Source organism: Streptomyces turgidiscabies Car8 (genome assembly GCF_000331005.1).
Classification (GTDB): Bacteria; Actinomycetota; Actinomycetes; order Streptomycetales; family Streptomycetaceae; genus Streptomyces; species Streptomyces turgidiscabies.
Genome location: NZ_AEJB01000670.1, coordinates 1 through 18,957, shown reverse-complemented (window position 1 = coordinate 18,957; position 18,957 = coordinate 1). Strand labels below are relative to the sequence as shown.

General features: G+C 68.5%; 13 protein-coding genes. 8 read left to right on the top strand and 5 right to left on the bottom strand.

Annotation, left to right across the window (positions count from 1 at the left end; translation table 11 throughout):
* Positions 1–34 precede the first annotated feature (34 nt).
* Positions 35–2,686 carry a WD40/YVTN/BNR-like repeat-containing protein gene (locus tag STRTUCAR8_RS46605; protein WP_006383499.1) on the bottom strand — a complete coding sequence of 884 codons (2,652 nt, stop codon included), beginning with the start codon at positions 2,684–2,686 and terminating at the stop codon, positions 35–37.
* A gap of 412 nt (positions 2,687–3,098) precedes the next feature.
* Between STRTUCAR8_RS46605 and STRTUCAR8_RS46600 the strand changes: the two genes are divergently transcribed.
* Complete coding sequence (locus tag STRTUCAR8_RS46600; RefSeq protein WP_044474082.1) at positions 3,099–3,638, top strand: GNAT family N-acetyltransferase; 540 nt, start codon at positions 3,099–3,101, stop codon at positions 3,636–3,638.
* A 309-nt stretch (positions 3,639–3,947) separates the two neighbouring features.
* Here the strand turns inward: STRTUCAR8_RS46600 and STRTUCAR8_RS46595 are convergent, their stop codons facing one another.
* Positions 3,948–4,904 (bottom strand): RNA polymerase sigma factor, encoded by a 957-nt coding sequence (locus tag STRTUCAR8_RS46595; protein WP_078507531.1) that lies wholly within the window; start codon positions 4,902–4,904, stop codon positions 3,948–3,950.
* A gap of 319 nt (positions 4,905–5,223) precedes the next feature.
* On the opposite strand from STRTUCAR8_RS46595, the gene STRTUCAR8_RS56025 reads away from it, so the two are divergent.
* Positions 5,224–5,535: a DUF5956 family protein gene (locus STRTUCAR8_RS56025; protein ID WP_479683358.1), complete on the top strand. Its 312-nt coding sequence runs from the start codon at positions 5,224–5,226 to the stop codon at positions 5,533–5,535.
* Positions 5,536–5,761: 226 nt separating this feature from the next.
* Here the strand turns inward: STRTUCAR8_RS56025 and STRTUCAR8_RS46590 are convergent, their stop codons facing one another.
* From STRTUCAR8_RS46590 to STRTUCAR8_RS46580, 3 genes are all read right to left on the bottom strand, one after another.
* Positions 5,762–9,184: an NACHT domain-containing protein gene (locus STRTUCAR8_RS46590; RefSeq protein WP_006383509.1), complete on the bottom strand. Its 3,423-nt coding sequence runs from the start codon at positions 9,182–9,184 to the stop codon at positions 5,762–5,764.
* 101 nt (positions 9,185–9,285) lie between these two features.
* A complete protein-coding gene (locus tag STRTUCAR8_RS46585; RefSeq protein WP_006383507.1) occupies positions 9,286–9,825 on the bottom strand; it encodes a GNAT family N-acetyltransferase in 540 nt (179 codons plus the stop codon).
* Complete coding sequence (locus tag STRTUCAR8_RS46580) at positions 9,822–11,102, bottom strand: NsdA family TPR-like regulatory protein (RefSeq protein ID WP_006383502.1); 1,281 nt, start codon at positions 11,100–11,102, stop codon at positions 9,822–9,824. The genes STRTUCAR8_RS46585 and STRTUCAR8_RS46580 overlap by 4 nt, the downstream gene beginning before the upstream one ends.
* 241 nt (positions 11,103–11,343) lie before the next feature.
* Between STRTUCAR8_RS46580 and STRTUCAR8_RS46575 the strand changes: the two genes are divergently transcribed.
* The 6 genes from STRTUCAR8_RS46575 to fxlM all read left to right on the top strand — a co-directional run bounded on the left by STRTUCAR8_RS46575 (position 11,344) and on the right by fxlM (position 18,935).
* Positions 11,344–11,790 (top strand): ATP-binding protein, encoded by a 447-nt coding sequence (locus tag STRTUCAR8_RS46575; protein ID WP_006383505.1) that lies wholly within the window; start codon positions 11,344–11,346, stop codon positions 11,788–11,790.
* The gene (locus STRTUCAR8_RS46570) at positions 11,787–12,017 is read left to right on the top strand and encodes a hypothetical protein (RefSeq protein ID WP_006383512.1); all 231 of its coding nucleotides are present in this window, start codon (positions 11,787–11,789) and stop codon (positions 12,015–12,017) included. Before STRTUCAR8_RS46575 ends, STRTUCAR8_RS46570 begins: the two co-directional genes overlap by 4 nt.
* A 189-nt stretch (positions 12,018–12,206) precedes the next feature.
* Positions 12,207–12,386 (top strand): FxLD family lanthipeptide, encoded by a 180-nt coding sequence (locus STRTUCAR8_RS46565; RefSeq protein ID WP_006383508.1) that lies wholly within the window; start codon positions 12,207–12,209, stop codon positions 12,384–12,386.
* 205 nt (positions 12,387–12,591) lie between these two features.
* On the top strand, positions 12,592–15,558 hold the full coding sequence (locus STRTUCAR8_RS46560; protein ID WP_044474081.1) for a lantibiotic dehydratase: 2,967 nt from the start codon (positions 12,592–12,594) through the stop codon (positions 15,556–15,558).
* Positions 15,555–16,832: a lanthionine synthetase C family protein gene (locus STRTUCAR8_RS46555; RefSeq protein WP_006383504.1), complete on the top strand. Its 1,278-nt coding sequence runs from the start codon at positions 15,555–15,557 to the stop codon at positions 16,830–16,832. Before STRTUCAR8_RS46560 ends, STRTUCAR8_RS46555 begins: the two co-directional genes overlap by 4 nt.
* Before the next feature lie 21 nt (positions 16,833–16,853).
* Entirely contained in the window at positions 16,854–18,935 is a 2,082-nt protein-coding gene (fxlM, locus tag STRTUCAR8_RS46550) for a methyltransferase, FxLD system (RefSeq protein WP_006383498.1), read from the top strand.
* Positions 18,936–18,957 lie beyond the last annotated feature (22 nt).

The following is an 18,957-nucleotide window of genomic DNA, read 5'->3' as shown; positions in this document are numbered from 1 at the left end:
TCCCTCGTGAGATACGTGCCTCCCGTCAGCAGGTTCAGCCGAGGGTGCGCACCTTGATCGAGTAGATGCCGCGCCCGTGCGTGGCCGCGTAGAGGGTGCTGCCGTCGGGGCCGAGCTTCAGCTGGAGCACGGCGACGGCCGGGAGGTCACCGACGCGCTGCCATGTCGTCCGGCCCGGTGCCCGGTAGACGACGCCGAGGTCGGTGCCGACGGCGAGGCCGCCGTTCGAAGTGACGGCGGCGGAGTCGGCCGGCACGTCGGGGAAGTTCTTGGAGATGTCCTTCCAGGTGGTGCCGCCGTCCTTGGACTCGAAGACATGGCCGACGCCCGCACCCGGGCCCTCGGTCCACTGCCGGGAGAAGCCGTTGACCGTGAGGAACACGTGGTCGGCGTTCTTCGGGTCGATGGCGAAGCCGCTGAGGTAGCGGTTGGGCACGTTCCCGTCGACGGGCAGCGTGATGTCGTGCCAGCCGGTGCCGTCCGCGTTGCCGACGGAGATACCGCGTGCGAAGCCCTGGTTGTTGCAGGGGCCGCACCAGGCCGCGTAGACCTTGCCGCCGGAGGCCGCGACGGCCGTCGCGGTGTGGCCCTCGCCGAGGTCGTACACGCTGGTCCACTCGTCGCCGCTGCGGATGGCGTACCCGTGGGTCTGCACCCACACGTGACGGCCGCCCGCGATCCAGGTCGAGGGGCTCTTCGCGTCGGCCGCGAGCGGGGCGATGAAGCGGGCCTCGCCGGTGGTGTTGTCGGCCGGGGCGACGTTCCAGGACGTGGCCTTGCTGGCGTCGTCCATCCAACTGCCGTCGTTGACCGCGCAGTTCTGGGTCACCTGGATGGAGAGGTAGACGTACTCCTCGGCGATGTCGCAACCGTTGGCCGGGTCGGTGAGGGTGTCGCCGCCGTCGCCGCCGAAATTGGAGCCCATCACCTTGTCGTTGCTGCGCAGGACGGACTGGCCGTTGTCCTGGAGGCCGCCGGTGACGGAGACGCCCCCGTGGTCGAGGTCCTTGCCGACGCCGACCGAGTAGTACTGCAGGGTGTCGATGGTTCCGTCGTTGAGGGAGGTCCAGTCGGTGGCGTGCCCGGAGGCGTCCTGCCGGCCGCGCAGCGGGCGCTTGTAGACGCCGCCGTCGTTGCCGACGTACACGAAGCTCTTGCCGTGGTAGCGGCCGATCGCGACGCCGTGCTGGTCGGAGTGGGTGGTCTGCGGGCAGTCGCCGCTCTGCTCGGCCGGGTCGATGTTCCAGCAGGCGAAGCCGAAGTTCCAGTACGGGCCCACCGTCGACCAGGTGCCGCCGCCGTCCTTGGACTCGTAGACCTCCTCGAGCCCCGCGTACACGTGCTGCGGGTCGCTCGGATCGACGGTCAGGAACTGGTTGTACCAGGCCTGGACGCCGGGCATGTAGCCGCTGGACGTCAGCGCCGAACCGGACGCCGCCAGACCCTGGTAGTCCGCGATCTTCGTCCAAGGGCCGGTCGGGGAGCCTGACTTGGAGACGTAGAAGCCCTCCAGGCCGCTGTCCGGGTTGGTGTTCAGCTGCTCCGGTGACTGGTCGATGGCGTAGTAGCGGGAGCCGTCGGCGGAGCGGGCGAAGGTGACGTTGCCTACGCCGTCCGGGTCGGCCGGCAGGTCGCCCAGGCCGCTGGTGATCCGGGTCCAGGTGCCGTGCGCGCCCTTGGTGTAGAAGCCGTTGTAGTCGTCACCGCTGCGCCAACCGATCGCGAGGACCACCTTGTTGGGGTTCTTCGGGTCGATCGCGATGTCGTTGGCGATGTTCTTGTACGGGGCGTCGGGGTCCGCTGCCTCCGAACCGCCGGGCAGGAACTCGGGGTTGGGGGCGAACTCCAGCTTCCAGGCGCCCTTCAGCGTCTTCGTGGAGTGACTCCACACGCCCTTGCTGGTCGCCGCCCACACCTTGCCGCCGCCGAAGCGCAGCTGGTGGACGGTGGTGGACTCCAGCTCGTCGCCGCCGACCCGGGCGCGGGAGGAGAACGTACCGTGGTGCGGATCCGCCAACACATAGACACCGCTGCCGAGATAGGCGTCCGCGTTGGTCGTCGCCTCGCCGGTGCCCAGCCACAGGCGCCCGCCCCCGTCGAGGGCGAGCGCGCCGGTGGACTGCGCGGGCAGCCGGTCACTGATGGCCTGCCAGTGCCCTCCGCCCGACCTGGACCGCCACACCCCGCCGCCCGCACTTCCGGCGTAGACGAACCCGTCGTCGTCGGCGGCCATCGCCGCCATCCGGCCCGTCACATTGCCCGAGCCGCCACTGGAGTTGGAGTCGATGTCGCGGTAGCGCGAATCGTCGGAGTTGTAGGGAAGGTCGGTGACATTACGCCAACTCCCCTTACTGTTGGGCAGGTTGTTCAGGCTCTGCCAGGCGGCGCCGTACGCGCCCGGTGCGACGACACCGGGTGAGGTGCGGGCCTCGGAGTACTGGTCCGCTCCCTCGGCGATCTCGTCGGCCTCGTTGCCGTCGTCACCGTCACCGTCGTCGCCCTTGAGGCTGGGGGTGAGCGCGCCGACCGACTGCTCGCGCTGCGCGGCGAGTTGATCGAGGACGCGAGGCCCGAAGGGGCTGCTGCCCCCGCCGGGCGCGGCGCCCGCGGGTATCGCGACGAGGGCGGCGGAGGCGGTGACGGCGCAGATCGTGAGCCATCGTCTTCTACGGGTTGGTGCTGACACCGGGTCCTCCCAGAACGGGGGTTGATTCAGCCGTGACAGCCGCAAACAGCCGTCGCTGGGACCCGATCACGCACGGAGGAGGAGACGGCCCGCATTTGGACATCCTTTGACCAGAACCTGCCGCTTCGTGTCCAGGTCACAGCCGGCTCATGGCATGGCGGCAGAGGTGCCATGCTGATTCCGGGGGAGTGTGGAGATCGTGTTCACCGACAGGCTCCAACACGCCAAGGGCCTCCTGATGCAGAGGATGGTCGCTGTCGTGACGAGGCAAGACCCGGATGGCTACCACCCGCAACCCAGTAGCTCGCCGCGCACGTAACATCGCGCTTCCCCTGCTCGACCGTACGGCCCTGTCGAGGAAGCCAGCGACCGAACTCGCCGAGCTCAACCACCGCTGAGAGGAGGCCAAGTGATGGAGACGGCCAGGCTGACGCTCCGGAGGTTCACCGCCACGGACGCGCCGACCCTGGCGGCGTACCGGTCGGACCCCGAGGTGAGCCGCTACCAGTCCTGGGAGTCGCCGGTGCCGTTGGCGGCGGCCGAGCGGCTGGCGGCCACGTTCTCGGCCGGGGATCCCCGCGCTCCGGGATGGTTCCAGTACGCCGTCGAGCGCCGGGAGGCTCCGGGACTGATCGGCGACCTCGGGGTGTGCCGCAGCGAGGACGGACGGCAGGCGGAACTGGGCTTCACCTTCGCCCCGGAGTTCCAGGGCCACGGGTACGCCGCCGAGGCGGTCGCACGGACGGTGGAGTTCCTCCTGGTGGAGGAGGGCCTGCACAGAGTCTCGGCCGCCTGCGACGGACGCAACGTCCGCTCGGCGAAGCTGCTGGAGCGCGTCGGATTCCGCCGCGAGGGTCACCTCGTGCAGAGCACCTGGATCAAGGGGGAGTGGACGGACGACGTCCTTTTCGGCCTGCTCGCTTCGGAGTACCGGGCGGTTCCTTCCGGGTGAAGCGGGCATCCCTTCAGGCGCGCAAAAAGGGCGGGACCCGAAAGCCCCGCCCGCACCCCAATAAATCCCGCGAACCTCACCTCACGGCCACACCAGGCAATAAGGCTGATGCCCCGCCTCATGCAGCCGATGGCTGAAGTCCTGCCACTCGTGCAGCGAATGGGAGGGGCGGGTCGATGACCAGGGGTTTCGTGCAGAAGAGTGCGTTGACCTGCGAAAATTTCTCTCCCTGGTTCTCACCACTCAACGCCGCTTCCCAGGCTCATGTGCCCTGGATGTGCCCTCGTCGGCATCCGCCGGCTCGTAACGCTAATTGTGGTAGAGCGTCCGCGTATGCACGACACCGTACGGACGATCAACCTCTTGAAGGTCGTCGTCGGACGCCGTTGTCCGCCGCATCTGCCGTCGGGCTGGACCGTTGTACCAGCGTCCAGAGAGCGACGACCCCTGGAACCGGTCCACGATGGAGCGCGGTGCGAACGTCCCTCCCTCTTTGATGGCCTGTCGTCGGCGGGTCCACAACCGGAACACCCATCTGGCGAGGCCGAGTGTGAGCAGGCAGCCCACGGCCAGGTAGATCCACGGCGAGGTTGACGGCACTTGCGGCATTTGGTCCTGTGGACTGCCCGCCGGGGGCTGCATGCTCCTGAGTAGACGGCTCCCTGCGAGGGAGAGCACGATGATGCTCACCACGAGCAGGGCGGCCAGGTGGATTCGGAGTGCTGTCACGGCGCGTACGACATGGGTGGCGACCGTCCCTGGCTTCTTCTGCATGGCCTCGGCCGTCTCGGCCTGTGTGTACTCCAACGCCTTGGTCGCCCAAACGGCCGTCCTCTGCTGAGGAGGCAGGTTGCAAAGCGCTTTGTGCACCGCCACGCGATTGGCAACCAGATCGCTGAAGTCCGCGACGTGCACGTCCGGCGATTGCGTGTCAACGGTGGGCGCCGCGGTCAGGGCCGACCGCCGTCGGTGCTGCCGACTCGCAGCTCGTACGTCGCTTCGGATTACGGCATAGAGGTAGGCGCGGGGGTCGCGGATCTGTTCCGGAGTGCGCAGAGCCTTGGCGAACGCCGTCTGCACGATGTCCTCGGAGGACATCACGGAGTCCGGTAGCCGCTCGTCGGCCAGGAGCCGGCGGGCCAGCCCTTCCATCTCCCTACGCTGATCCCGGTACAGGGCTCCCAGAGCCCGGGTCGACAACCCGACGGACTTCTCAACCACGGCGCTTTCCCCGCTTCCCGACCTGTGCTCCGCCTGCGCTGCCATCCCCTTGCCCGCGTCGAGCCAGAATGACGGTCGCTCTGGCCTGCGCCCGGTTGCGGTAGGACACGCTGTCCACCCACCCCTTCAGGCTCGGAGCCAGGACGACGACGATGGACAGCAACGCACCCGCGATCTCCACGGAGCTCCTCCTCAAAGTCAGTGGCCATCCCGCCCTGTGGTCCAGGGCCGAGGCCGTACATGTCTGAAGAGGCGTGGCAAACCCATTCTCATGACATGACCGGAGATTTTTTCTGTGTTGCGTTCCGGGAGGGTGCATTCTCGGGAGTCGGAGGGAAATCCGTTACGGACATTGTGGCCTGCTATGTCATGGGATAAAGGGAGTTGGGTGGGCACTCTCGCGGCGCGCAGGTCGGGGTGCAGCGAACTGGATCCGGACTGGCTGCCAGAGGTGCGGGGGCAAACCGAGCTGGGCTGGGGGTGTGCACCCGAGGCGTTGCTATGGGTGTTCTTGCGCTGCATCTGGCCGCCGGACGTGCGGACCTGGGTGCCTGACCGGTCCACGCGATGGGAGGTCAAGCACCACCTTCGATGCCGACGGACAGGTGATCGCCGCGGAGCACCAGCTGCTGTTGGAGGAGGAGTTGGAGGTTCAGGAGCGGGATGCGGCGGCTGATCGGGGCTGTTCCGTAGGTATCTGCTTGACCGGTGCCCAGTTTCGAACATGGCACACTCGCCGAACCCACCCCTGGTCCCGGCGCAGCTACGCCAGGCCCGGAGAACTCGGTACTACCTCGACGTAGAGATCCGCGCCCGGATGCTTAATTAAACCCATCGAATCCCCGTACCTGGCTTGTGCGGGACAGTTGCGTGCGAGCGGCACCTCCACTTGGTGGAGGGAGTCACAGAAAGCGAAGGTTAATCCAAGAGGAAAATGCATCAGCACCCCGAATGCGATCAGTTCCTGTGGCGATGTAGAGTTCTCGCAGATCGTGCAGTTGAGCCAACGGTGCAATGTCGATGTCGCCTTCCGACGTCATGTCTCCCGTGAACTCGCATGAGAGCAACCGGGGAAATGCTTCGGGCAGTCGATGGACCGCTGCTTGGACGACTCGGTCCCCGCCGCCACCGCTGAGAGACAGGCTGGTGACGTTCGCCAGAACCGTGGTTGGCGGAAGGGTCTCGAATGACGCAGCGCTCGCGCTGAGGCCAGTTAGCGCTGGTAGGCCGCCGACCTCCCGCCAGTCATCGGCTGAAGCCGGGCTGGATGCGCTGTTGAGCCCGAGATCCGCGAGTTGGGAAAAGTCACTGAGCCCTTGGAGCCCGCACAGCGGCTTGGCCCCATCCGACACGCGCAGGCTGCACAGCGGAGCGCGGCTCGGAAGATATTCCGGGGACCAGCTCAGGCTGGATGGGCCGCTGATCACCAGTGATTCCAGGTCCGGCAATTGTGAAACCGGGCGCAAGCTGATGTCGGAACCGGTAGTGGTGATGTTCAAGTGCTGAATTGGGAGGCCGCTGATGGCGGAAATATCCTCGAGATTCGGGCAATCGTTGATAACGAGTGATGTCAATGTCATTTGCTCGGCGAGGAATCCCAAGTCGGATGTCTCGGTGTTCGACAGTGCGAGTTGCGCGAACGTGTGCTGGGAAGCATACGAGGCTAGCGCTCCCAGGGACACACCTCTCCTGACATCCAGAATCTCCGGCTGCAGTTCCAGGCGCTTCAGGTGATGAAGTTGTTCGTCGGACTGGATGGTGTAACTGAGGGCGCTCGCGTCGAGGTGCGCGATGACCTCTTCGGCGTACCGAGCGCTGTCGAAGCGAGGCCAGGCCCACAGGAGCTGGGAACGGACCGGAAGAAAGGGATGGCGGACGAACTGGGATAGAAACGCGATGGCAGCCTCGGACTTGACGTTGGAAGCTGCGAGGGCCACGTTATAGGCGGCCACTCCGTCATCGAGTTCCTCTGGGCCGGGCAGGAGACGGAGTACCAGGGGCCCAACTTCCGCTAGGGCGTGTGCCTCTTCCTCGTTTCTCGGGGGAATCAGAGTGGCGGTGCGTTGTTCGACCTCGTCGCGTACGGAAGGTTCGAGGGACGTTGCGTACTCCAGGCAGGCCGTGGCGAGCAGGTAGACGCGGGCCTGGACGCGCTTGTCGGAGATGTGGTCCCCAGCGTCCACGAGTTCCCGGAAGATCGTGACGCGTTCCCGGGGGCGGGCGAGAGCGACCGCCATGCGGATGACGTCCTCCCACTGGTCGTCCGCTGCATGCCTGACGAGGAGTCCGAAGTCGGCTTCCTCGACGGCGGCTCGAGCGCCGAGGAAGTCCTGGAAGGTGCGGTGGATGAAGTCGACTGTGTCGGGAGCGGGTTCACGGAGGAGGCCGCTCCGCTGGAGGAAGTGTTCGAAGACGATTGGCGCATCACCCAAGGCAGCCACTTCGGGGACCGAGGGGAGAGCCCGAGCAATGATCTCTTCCGCGCGGGAACGGTCCATCTCTGTACGGCCATTCTTGATCAGCCAGTAGGCGAGTCGCTGGAGCAGATCGAGCTGGGGCTCCTCGCGGAGTCCGGGGCTCACCATGTCCCGTTCCCGGTCGCGTCGGCTGAGCAGCATGGAGAGCGCCGCCTCGTAGAGGTCCTTACGGCCATGGGGGAGATAACCCCGCCGGTCGCGATGGAGGGCGCAGATGAGCCCACACATCAAAGGGTTGGTGGCCAGGCGGCCGAGGTCGGACTCGGTTTGGACTGCGGCGAGGAGCTGACGCTCGTACTCGTCGAGGTCGGCGGCGTCGTCGGCATCGATTCGTGCGGCATGGTGCCACTGAGTGATGAAGGTGGCGATGTCCGGGGGGTTCATAGGAGACAGCGTCAGCTCAGTGAAGCCGTCCTCGGTGAGCCAGTCCTGGCCCACGGCTGATGGGCGGGAGGTAACCAGCCATCGGTTGTCACGGTCGTATGTTTCGATCAGCTCCAGCAGCCACTTCCGGGTCCGCTCGCGCTCGTGGTCGGGAATCTCGTCGATGCCGTCGATGAGGATGAGGCCGCGCCCGGCGACGAGGACCCGGTTCTCCCAGCCGTCAGGCTGAGTGCCGGTGAGTGGGCAGCCAATGGCAGAGAGGAAGTCCTTGGGGGCCGGGAGACGTTCGCCGTGGCGCGTGAGTGTGCGCAGTGGCAGAACGAAGGGGATGCGATCGTAGAGGTACTCCATGCGATCGGGGAGGTCCTGGCCAGCAGCGGCGACAGCCAGCCACTGGACGAGTGTGGTCTTGCCTGAGCCGGCTTCGCCGCGCAGTAGGACTCGGTGGTTGGCTGCCAGGGCTTGGTCCGCCGGCTGGGCTGCGAGCGAAACGCGGATCAATCGAGCGGCATACACATCAGACTTGAAATGCATCTCGTCACCCTGGTGGGGACTGGCCTGTTCCGCGAACGGGAGGAGGCTGTCCAGGTTTTCAGGAGACTCCTCGGCTCCGGGCTGGCGGAGATCGTCCAATGTGCCTTGCGCCGACAGCGCAGCGTAGAAGGAGCGACGTTGAGGCGGGGGGAGAGCCGAGAGATCATCATCCGCAAGAAGGCCGGCGCGGAACATTGCCCCTAGCCCTTGCCAGTGCCCCGACAACGGGGACGCCTCCAGATTCAGATACGCCACGTTCAACGGCCACTGTCTCGGGGAATTGTTGAGATCGATCCCATAGATCGTGAGCTTGCCGTGCTTCTTGGACACGTGCTCCAGGTATGCATGCTCGAATGCGGCGTCCTCGCCACCAGGTAGGGGATTGCGGCGGATCAACTCGTCGACCTTCGTGATGAGCTCGTCGACTGCCCGGACCTGCACCACCAGGGTGTGGGCGACGAAGGTCGAGCGTTGCGTGAAGAAGTTGAGGATGTGGAGGCATGCGGTTTCGAGCAGGCCCTCATAGAAGTACGTGGCGTCGGCTGTGAGGTGACGCTCGGGACTGCCGCTCGCGCGACGCAGTTCGCGGGCGAATGCCAAGTGGCCAAGGCGTACGGCTTCGAGGTCGGTGAGGGTCAGGTCACCGAGGGCGTGGAGGGTGCTGGCGAGGGCATCGGTGACGGCTTGCTGCTCGTCATTAGGGAAAGGGCGTTCACCAGAGCGCAGGGCTTGACTCACCAGCTTGGCGGCGAGATTGCGCACGTCGGACTCGGTGAGGGCGCGCTTCTCGCCCTTGAAGGATACGTAGCCGGAGATGCGGATCGGCTTGTCGACAAGGCCGGCCCCGGGACCTCCGGTGACGAAGAGTTTTCTGACGAGAGGCCCAATGGCGGCCGAGGCGAGTCGGGTGCCGATGGCTGTGGGTTCCACGCTTACCCCCGTAGATCCGTACGATGCCTTCGGATCCTAGAGCGGCCAGGGGCCCGAGCCGCCCAATTGCTCTTAAGACGCCGGGCTGTCGGGGATGCTGGTCAGCAGATGGCGCGAATCATCACGATGAGGACCGGTGAGGCCGGTGACGGCTGGCTCTGCCCGATGTCCTCGTATCCCCACGACTCGTAGAGCGCGTGGACCTTCCCGTCCCCAGCAGCCGAGTTGACCATGAGCGTCACGTACGGCTCGTCGCGTGTGGTGAGGAGGGCGTCATGGATACGTCGGGCGGTCCCGGTCTTCCGCCAGGTCGGCCGGACGCCGATCTCCTTCAGGGCCATGGCCGGGCGCTCGGTGTATTTGTCCGGCGGCGCCGGGCTGGTGCGCTGCCAATACCGATCGCCGTGCTCGATGGTGTTGCCGTAGGCGTAGCCGACCGGATGCCCGTCCGCGTACGCGAGGACAGCCGTGAACCCGGGCTCGGTGCTGTGCCGGTCGATGCGTTCGCCGAACGCGGTGACCGCGTAGTTCGGCAGGTGGAGCAGTGGGGCGCGCACGTCGGCGTACACGTCGAGGAGGTCGCCGCGGGCGGTGTCGAGGGTGGTGAAGGTGCGCAGTTCGATGGCGGGTGCCGGGGTCATGCGGCCATCCTCCAGGTGGCGGCGTGCTCGGTCCAGGTATGCGCGCTGGAGCTGTCCGGCGCAGTGGCGCGTAGCGCGGCCCCGAACTCCTGCAGCATGCGCGTCACTCGGGCGTGCTGGGTTGCGGCGTCGGCGGGGACCTTCATGGCGGTGGCCGTGGCGGCGTCGGGGGCGCCCTGGGCGAGCTGGGCGTGTGCGAGCCGGGTCGTGGTGATGGCCCGGGACCGGATCATGTGGGGCCGGAGGGCGTACAGGCAGCGGTGGGCGTGGTACTCGGCTGTCGGGTAGTCGCCGAGCGCCAAGTGCGCTGACAGGGCCAGGGAGTCCAGCTCTGCCTGGTCGTAGAAGGCGAGCATCCACACTGGCCGGTGGTCAGCGGGGTCGGCGCGCAGCATGGCCTCCTGCGCCTGCTCGAACGCGCGGCGGGTGCCGGTGCGGTCCTGTGCCGTGCCGTGGATGGCGCCCTGGCGGGCCAGGCCGAGGGATGCGAACAGGGGGTCTCGGCGGGTGAGGTGCAGGTTGCGGGCGACGTCGTTGGCGGCGAACGCGTCGGCGGGGCGGCCCATGTGGCGGTACATGGTGCCTGCGTGGCTCCAGATGCGGAACTTGATCTCCTGGTCGCCGGACATCTCGGCGAGTGCCTGCGCCTCACGCATGTGCGCCTTCGCGACGTCGTAGCGGCGGCCGTCGATGGCGGCCCACATCGCAGAGGAACGGAACGCCGCTGCGGAGCCGTAGAGGTTGCTGCGTACGCGCTGACTGGCGCTGCCGGCGTTCTGGAGGTTCAGGGCCTCGTCGGCGAGCGCGGCGGCCCGTTGCTCGATGCCGAGTTGGCCGCCGTGGCGGTGGTCGCTGGCGATGATCTCGGCGAAGCGCTTCTGTAGACGGTCGACGTCGCTCATGCCGATGCGGCGCGTTGCGGTGCCGGGTGCGGCTGCTGCGGCGGCAGCCGCCGCGATCCCGCCGACGAGGTTACGGCGCTTCATGTCGGGGTCCTCCTGCTGCGGTGGGGCCGGGGTGGACGGAGTCCGGCCCCGTGGCACGAACCCTAGAGCGATCGCGGGCAGACCGCTGACGTCCTCAAGTGCCTTGCGGGTAGCCGATTTGGGCCATGTGACCCGGCCTGCCTTCCAGTCCCGCACCGATGAGCCGTCGAGGCCGCCAGGCCGCCCGGTCAACTGCTCTAAGGCCCTGTTCACAGCGTCAGCAAGGCTGTTGGAGCTGTAGCCGTGTTCGGCCATCCACGCCTCAAGGACGGTGTTGCGCGTGGTGTCCATGTCCGCACGGTAGCTCTCCCGCCCCCTCGCCCACCAGGTAAATGGAAGGTCAAATCGCCCTAGGTCCTTCCGTGGGACGGACAGGTGATCGCCCTAATCACCTTGCCCTGAAAGGGAGTTGTCTTGTTGTCGGTCGCTCGCCACGCCCCACCGTGCGGACGGCTGTTGACGGCCCTGCCTGCCCCTGAGGTTCCCCCGCGGGGGTGGGCCGGGCGCCGAGACAACCCGAAGGCTCCCCCGAATGACGAGTCTCACTACGCAAGTTCACGTCGCCTCTGTCGGCCACCCGGCCTATAGCCAGACCTTCCCCTGCGAGCCGTCCACGGCCGAGATCGGCCGCCAGCTTCTCCGGGACGTCCTCGGCATATGGCGCCTCGACAGCCTTGCCGACCACGCCGCGCTGATCATCACAGAGCTGATCGCGAACGCGGCCAGGCACACCCCGTGCCAGGAGATCCGCCTGTTGGTCGAGCGGCCGAGCGCGACACGGCTACGTGTCGGGGTGTTGGACCGGGCGCCGGCGCGCTTGCCGGCTCTCAGCCAGGCCGATGACGATGACGAGTCGGGCCGTGGGCTGTTCCTCATCGACGCAGTCGCCGACCGCTGGGGATACGACCTGCACGGCTCGGGCAGGCGGCCATGGGGTAAAGAAGTCTGGGCCGAACTCCGTATCAGGGACGGCGAGTGAAGACCCCGGCCACGGCGAGTCCGCCGCCGTTCCCGCACGTCGCCCTCCTCCGCCCCCACCAGCAGATGGCCATAGACCGTGCCCTCTGCGCCCGCCCGCTGGAAGCAGGCGGCCTGTTGCAGTGGGATGGGCAACGCACCCCCTTCTACGCGTGCGAGCCGTGCCCAGACCGCCTCAAGGCTCAGGCACTCGGCTCCTTCACGGGGTGGCGACCGGCGACCGTCTGATCAGACTCCCGGCACACGACTTCCCGGTGCGAGGCAGGCAGCTCGCGAGGAATTCCTACGCGGGTCACGTCCTCTCGTGCCGGGTGGGCCAGAAACCGTCCGGGGAGCAGGCCGTCTGGCAACGCTCCGCGTGATGGGTCCTGAGCATCACAGTCCAGCAACACACCAACAATTACGAGGAGTTGAAGCATGACCCGTAACCGCGTAGTTCCCAGCCGTACCGAACTGCACCCGCAGGCCCCCGGGGCATCGGACGGCTTCGATCTGGACGTTTCTCTCGTCGAGATCGCCGACCCGGCGGGCCTGGTCAATCTGACCGACGACGGCTGCGGTTCCACCTGCGGAGCCTGCACCACCAACGTCGCCTGACCGGACCTCAGGTCACTCCGGGCTGGTGCCGCCGCGCCCCGGCGTGGCGGCACCAGCCGCCCGTCCCCACGCCCCACGGAGGTAGTTGGTGCTTGCTCCGCCCGCAGCGTTCCGAACTGGCACAACAGCTCTCTTGCGCGCCGTAGCCTGGCCGTCGCTGCCGGTTCCTCCGTGCCCTGACCTCGATGAACGCTCGCCCAGCAGCTTGGCGGCCTGTGTTACGTGGCTGCGGGCGGTCTGGGCGAACCAGGATGTCGCCGAGGCACTGCAACACTCCAGTCCGGTCTTGGCCGCGCAATTACAGGAGCTGTGCAAGGCCGAGCGGCCTCCTGTGCGGGACATACGGCGCGCGGCGCGGTCCGTAGCCCGTTATCTACTGCGGGCCGAGCACCGGGCTACGCCTTTCGGCCTGTTCGCCGGCGTGACCACCGCAGGGTTCGGTCCGCAGACGGGTTCGGGATGGGGCACAGAGCATGTGGCCGTCGGCCGCGCCGGGGCTGAGTGGCTGGCCGCCGTGGTCGACCGGCTGGAGTCGTGCCCGGACCTCCTCGAACGGCTGCCCGTCGTCGTCAACAACACCGTGACCAGCCGGGGAGACCGGCTCATCGTGCCGTTCCAGCCCGACGTCCAGGACGACCAGACTCGCGCGGTCGAGACGTCCCTGGCCCTGACCGCACCGGTGCGCGCGGTCCTCGCCGTGGCCCGGGCGCCGATCCAGGTCGGAATGCTCGTGGACAAGCTCCGGGCGGAGTTCCCCGAGGCAGGGGCGGCGAGGGCGCGTCATCTGCTGGCGGAGCTGATCCGGCGGCGGGTGCTGATCACGAGCTTGCACGCGCCGAGCACCGAGACCGACGCCCTCGGCTATCTGCTCGGCCAACTCGATGCGATCGATGCCGGAACCCTCGCTCCGGTCACAGAGACGGTGCGTGAGCTTCGCGCGGTCCGGGCGGCCCTGGGGGCGTGCTCCACGCGCGGTGGCCGGGACAGCGTCGCAGCACGGATGCGGGCCCTTGTGCCCGGCCTGCGCCGACACCCCCTCGCGCTCGACCTGCGCCTGGACGCGCAGATCGTTCTGCCGGACGAAGTGGCCCGGGAGGTCGAGCGTGCGGCGCTCATCCTGACCCGGGTGAGCACCCGCCCGTACGGGACCGCGGCGTGGGGCGAGTACCACCAGCGGTTCTATGAGCGGTACGGCATCGGCACGATGGTGCCGCTCCAGGAGGTCGTGGCGGACAGCGGCACCGGATATCCCGACGGCTACCCGGGCAGTGCGGCCGGCGCGCGTCGGCCTCGTCTCTCCGTCCGGGACGATGTCCTCGTACGACTGGCGCAGGCCGCCGTACTCGACGGCCGCGACGAGGTGCTACTCACGGACGACCTGGTTGCGGCCCTGGACGTGGGGCCGGACGAGCCTCGGGTGCCACCGCACTTGGAGGTGGGTGTGAGGGTGCACGCGGCCAGCCTGGGAGAGTTGCAGCGCGGGCGGTTCCGGCTGGAGGTCGTGAGCGTGTCCCGAGGCGCCGGCGTCTCCACGGGCCGGTTCCTCAGCGTGCTGACCCCCGTCGGCTGTGAGGCCCTGACCACAGAACTCGCCGACCTCCCGGCTGCGGACAGCAACACCGTTCCCGCGCAGCTCTCTTTCCCACCGCTGCTCCCCGAGAGCGCCCACGTCACTCGCGCCCCGCAGGTCCTGCCCACCGTGATCAGCCTCCAGGAACACCGCGCCTCGGAGAACGCCGTTCTCACCCCGGCGGACTTGGCGGTGGGGTGCGACGGCCGCCGTATGTACCTGGCCGCCCCTGACCGCGGACACCGTGTCGAGGCCGTCGGGGTGCACGCGTTGAACCTGCGCACCCACACTTCGCCGCTGGTGCGGTTCCTCACCGAGCTGTCCCGCGCCCAGTGCGCGCAGGTCACCGTATTCGACTGGGGAGCCGCCGCGGCGATGCCGTTCCTTCCACGCCTGCGGTACGGGCGCACCGTACTGGCCCCGGCACGCTGGCGGCTGGAGGCGTTCGAGCTACCCGGCCGCGCCCGTCCTCGGGCCGAGTGGGACGCCGCGCTCACCGACTGGCGGGCCCGGCGGCGGCTGTCTCTCCGCGTCCACCTCGTGGAGGACGACCGACGCCTCTTCCTCGACCTCGACGAGGCCGGCCACCGGACGCTGCTGCGCCAGCACCTCGACCGTACGAGCCTGGCCGTGATCGTCGAGGCCCCGGAACCGGAGGCGTACGGCTGGTGCGACGGGCGAGCCCACGAGGTCGTGGTGCCTCTCAAGGCGACCCGGCCGCCGACGTGGCCGCCCCTGCCCGCCCCCACGCAGGCCCGTATCCTCTGCCCGGCCCAGATCCAAACGCCCGCTTCCTCCCCCGTACTTCTGGCCACTCTGTACGGAGACGCCCGCCGCCAAGACACCCTGCTTTCACAGCACTTGCCCGCCCTCCTCGAACAACTCGGCAACCCGCCGTGGTGGTTCATCCGCTTCCGCGACCCGGACCAACACCTTCGCGTACGCATCGCACTCCCCGATCCGGACGCCTTCGCTGACACGGCCTGCACAGTGAGCGCCTGGGCTGACGAGCTGCGCGACGTCGGCCTGCTGGCTGATCTGCGGTACTCCACCTCGTACCGCGAGATGGGCCGTTGGGGCTCCGGCGCCGCATGGGAGGCAGCCGAAGAGGTGTTCCGGGCGGACTCACGCGCCGTCCTGACCCAGCTCACGCAGCCGCAGCGCCCCGGCCCGCGCACGCTGGTGGCGGCCCATACCGTCGCCGTCGCCTCCGCGTTCCTCGGCAGCGCCGAAGCCGGAATGCAGTGGCTGATCGACCACATTCCCCCGACAGCCCCCGAGCCCGTTCCGCGCCCGCAGTTCACCGAAGCCGTACGGCTCGCCAACCCGTCCGACGACTGGGCAGCGCTACGCCGTGTCCCAGGCGGAGACGCCATCGTGTCGGGATGGGAAGACCGGGACACGGCACTCGCCGGGTACCGACCGCACCTGCCGGGCCCGGACACCCAGGGCATCGCCGTCGACGACGTCCTGACCTCCCTGCTGCACGTCCACTTCGTGCGGCACGTGGCGGTGCACTTCCCCGAGGAAGAGGTGTGCCTCTACCTGGCGCGCGCCGCCGCCCTGGCCTGGACGGCCCGCACCACCAGGAGGACCTCATGACCGCCCACCCCGGGCTCGGCCTGGTCGACGCCGTCGCCGCCCAGCTAGCCGACCCATACACGGCACCCTTCGGACCCCGGGCAACGTCCTCGGACCGGCAGCACCTCGCTTACGGACCTCCCGGTATCGCGCTCCTGCACATCGAGCGGGCCGCGAACGGCCTGGGACCGTGGCAGCGCGCCCACGACTGGCTGGCCGTCGCCTCGCGGGAGCCGTTCACCAGCGGTCCCGACAGCCATCCCTTCTACGGGGCGCCCGCCTTCGCCCACGCCCTGGCCTGCGCTGCCGACCACCTGCCCGCCTCCTACGGGCGCGCCCTGAACGCGATGGACCGGCAGATTGAGATCGACGCCGGACGCCGTCTCGACGCCGCACATCGCCGCATCGATGCCGGACGCCTGCCGGAGCTCGCCGAGTTCGACGCTATCCGGGGCCTCACCGGATACGGGGCCTATCTTTTGCGCCGTGACCCCGGCAGCCCCACGATGCGCGCCGTCCTCAACTACTGCGTGTGCCTCACCGAACCCATCACCTATCAAGGGGAGAACCTGCCGGGCTGGTGGACGCAGACGGGCCCCTCGGGCAGCCCGGACGACGACCGATTTCCCGGCGGGCACGCCAACACCGGCATGGCACACGGCATCGGCGGAGTGCTCGCCCTCCTGGCCCTCGCTGCCCGGAACGGCACCCTCGCCGAAGGACACCGCGCAGCACTGTGCACCATCCTGGCGTGGCTGGACCGCTGGCAGCAGGAGACCGGTCGCGGACCGGCCTGGCCGTACTGGGTCACCCAGGACGAGCTGCGTACCGAGCGCCTCGCCCCGTCCGCGCCCCGGCGGCCCTCCTGGTGCTACGGCACCGCCGGCCTCGCCCGCGCACAACAACTCGCCGCACTCGCCCTCGGCGACACCGACCGCCAGATCGACGCGGAGAACGCGCTCGTGGCCGCACTCACCGATCCCGACCAGCTCAAGGCCACCACGGACAACGGCCTGTGCCACGGCTTCGCCGGCCTCGCCCACGTCGCCGCACGTACGGCCGACGACGCCCACCCCTCGACCGTGGGCCAGCTCCGCGCCGTAATCCCGGCGCTGCTGGCTGCGGTCCACCCGCCGGGCGCCGACCCCGGACTCACCGCCACGGCGGTCATTCAGGACGAGGAACGGGGCCCTGGCCTGCTCGACGGCGCCGCCGGTACAGCCCTGGCCCTCATCGCGCCCAGCACCGCCGCCCCGCCCCGGTCCGCCTGGGACGCCTGCCTGCTCATCGCCTGACACGCCGACCGAAGGACCCCCATGCGCTCCGACCGCTGGCAGCAGCACAACATCACCTTCGTCGACCGCGAGCGCGCCCGGCGCGTCATTGCCGAACGCATCGGCCCGGCCCTGATCACGGCTGAGGCCGACGGGCAGCTCACCGGCTGGTGGTTCATGAACAAGCAGCCCTGGCCGCTGCGTTACCTCGCTGCGGAGCCCTCACCGGTCATCGAGTCGTTGCTGAGCGATCTTGTCGGCGACGGCGCGGCTGTGTCGTGGCTGCCCTGCATCTACGAGCCCGAGACCGACACGTTCGGCGGCCCGGAGGCCATGGACGCCGCCCACGAACTGTTCCACAGCGACTCCCACCACCTGCTCACCTACCAGCCCAGCCCGGAGCACCTGGGACACCGTGAGACTGCCGTACTGCTGGCGAGCGCCATGATGCGCGGGGCCGGACTCGACTGGTTCGAACAGGGCGACGTGTGGGCGAAGGTCGCCGCCCTTCGGCCGGCCATCACCCCTTTACTACCCGAACGAGTTGCCGAACTGGTCCCGGCCATACGGAAGTTGATGGCCGCTGATGCCCACGGCCTCTGCCGTCCGGACGGCCCGCTCCACGCGCACGACGAATGGGTGACCGCCTTCGAACGGGCGGGAGCCACGCTCGCTTGCCTTGCGGGCCGCGGCGCCCTCACCCGTGGCCTGCGAGCCGTCATCACCCATCACGTGATCTTCCATGCCAACCGTGCCGGTCTCCTCCGGGACGACCAGAGCGCCCTGTCCAACATCGCACGAGAGGTAATCATGGGAACAAGTGACAACACCGCGTCGCCCGACGCGGCACCGGCCGCCGCCGATAGCGTCAGCGCGGTGAACACCGACACGATCGCCACCCCCACGGCGGACGCCGAGCGCCTCCGCAACGCCCTGGTCGACCAGCTTCGCGCGGAAGGGCACGCCCGCACGACCGCCGTCGAGACCGCGTTGCGGACCGTGCCCCGCCACGTGTTCGTGCCCGACGCGTCACTCGAAGACGCCTACGCCAACGCACCGGTGCACATCAAGTACGACACCGACGGCACGTCCATCTCCTGCGCCTCCCAGCCGGGAGTCGTCGCCCTAATGCTGGATCAGCTCGACGCCCAGCCGGGCCAGCGCGTCCTCGAACTCGGCGCCGGCACCGGCTACAACGCCGGACTGCTGGCCAGCCTGGTCGGCGAGAGCGGGCACGTGACCACTCTGGACGTCGACGACGACCTCGTGGAGGGCGCCAGTGCACACCTCGCAGCCGCCGGGATCACCAACGTCGAGGCCGTGACCCGCGACGGGGCCCTCGGATACGCCGAAGGAGCACCGTACGACCGGATCATCGCCACCGTGGGCGCGCACGGCGTGCCGCACTCCTGGCTGCAGCAACTCGCCCCCGGCGGACGGCTCCTCGTTCCCCAGCGCCTCAAGGGCAGCGTCTCCCGCTCCATCGCCTACGAGCAGCGCGACGGCCAATGGGTGTCCCTCGGCAGTGAGATGAACACCTTCATGCCGCTCCGGCGCGGCATCGCCGACGACGACCGCCGAGTCGTCCCGCTCAGCGCGGACGGCACAGTTCGGCTCCAGGCCCCGGCCGGCCAGAACATCGACGCCGATGCCCTTGCCGGTGTACTGGACCAGCCACGCACCGAGGAGTGGACCGGCATGACGGTCCGCGCCATGGAATCGCCGGAGTGGATGGAACTGTTCGTCACCTGCTCCGTTCCCTCCGGTCTGATCCGGATGCTGTTCCCGCAGGGCGCCAAGGACGGCTTGCTCACCGAGGACCCTTACCCCTCCTCAACCGCAGCCGTCGACAAGGGTGCCGTCACCTACCTGGCGCGGCGCCTGTCGCAGGAGAAGACCCTTGAGGGCGGCAAGCTCTGGGAGTTCGGCGTCATCGGCCACGGCCCTGGCAGCGATGAACTGGTGGTGAAGGTTGCCGACGCCATCCGCACCTGGGACCGCGACTACCGCGATCACGAGGCCGCGTTCGAAATCCAGTCCCTCGACGCTCCTGCCATCGGGCACCGCCCCGGCCTTTTCGCTCTCGATACCCCGCTGAACCGCATCGTCGTCGACTGGCAGTGACGCCCCCTACGTAGCGGACGGT

Bases quoted from the DNA above. Each gene is read 5' to 3' on its own strand.
- STRTUCAR8_RS46600 (WP_044474082.1), top strand. From the start codon at position 3,099: ATGGAGACGGCCAGGCTGACGCTCCGGAGGTTCACCGCCACGGACGCG.
- STRTUCAR8_RS46595 (WP_078507531.1), bottom strand. From the start codon at position 4,904: ATGGCAGCGCAGGCGGAGCACAGGTCGGGAAGCGGGGAAAGCGCCGTG.
- STRTUCAR8_RS56025 (WP_479683358.1), top strand. From the start codon at position 5,224: ATGTCATGGGATAAAGGGAGTTGGGTGGGCACTCTCGCGGCGCGCAGG.
- STRTUCAR8_RS46585 (WP_006383507.1), bottom strand. From the start codon at position 9,825: ATGACCCCGGCACCCGCCATCGAACTGCGCACCTTCACCACCCTCGAC.
- STRTUCAR8_RS46580 (WP_006383502.1), bottom strand. From the start codon at position 11,102: ATGGACACCACGCGCAACACCGTCCTTGAGGCGTGGATGGCCGAACAC.
- STRTUCAR8_RS46575 (WP_006383505.1), top strand. From the start codon at position 11,344: ATGACGAGTCTCACTACGCAAGTTCACGTCGCCTCTGTCGGCCACCCG.
- STRTUCAR8_RS46565 (WP_006383508.1), top strand. From the start codon at position 12,207: ATGACCCGTAACCGCGTAGTTCCCAGCCGTACCGAACTGCACCCGCAG.
- STRTUCAR8_RS46555 (WP_006383504.1), top strand. From the start codon at position 15,555: ATGACCGCCCACCCCGGGCTCGGCCTGGTCGACGCCGTCGCCGCCCAG.
- fxlM (WP_006383498.1), top strand. From the start codon at position 16,854: ATGCGCTCCGACCGCTGGCAGCAGCACAACATCACCTTCGTCGACCGC.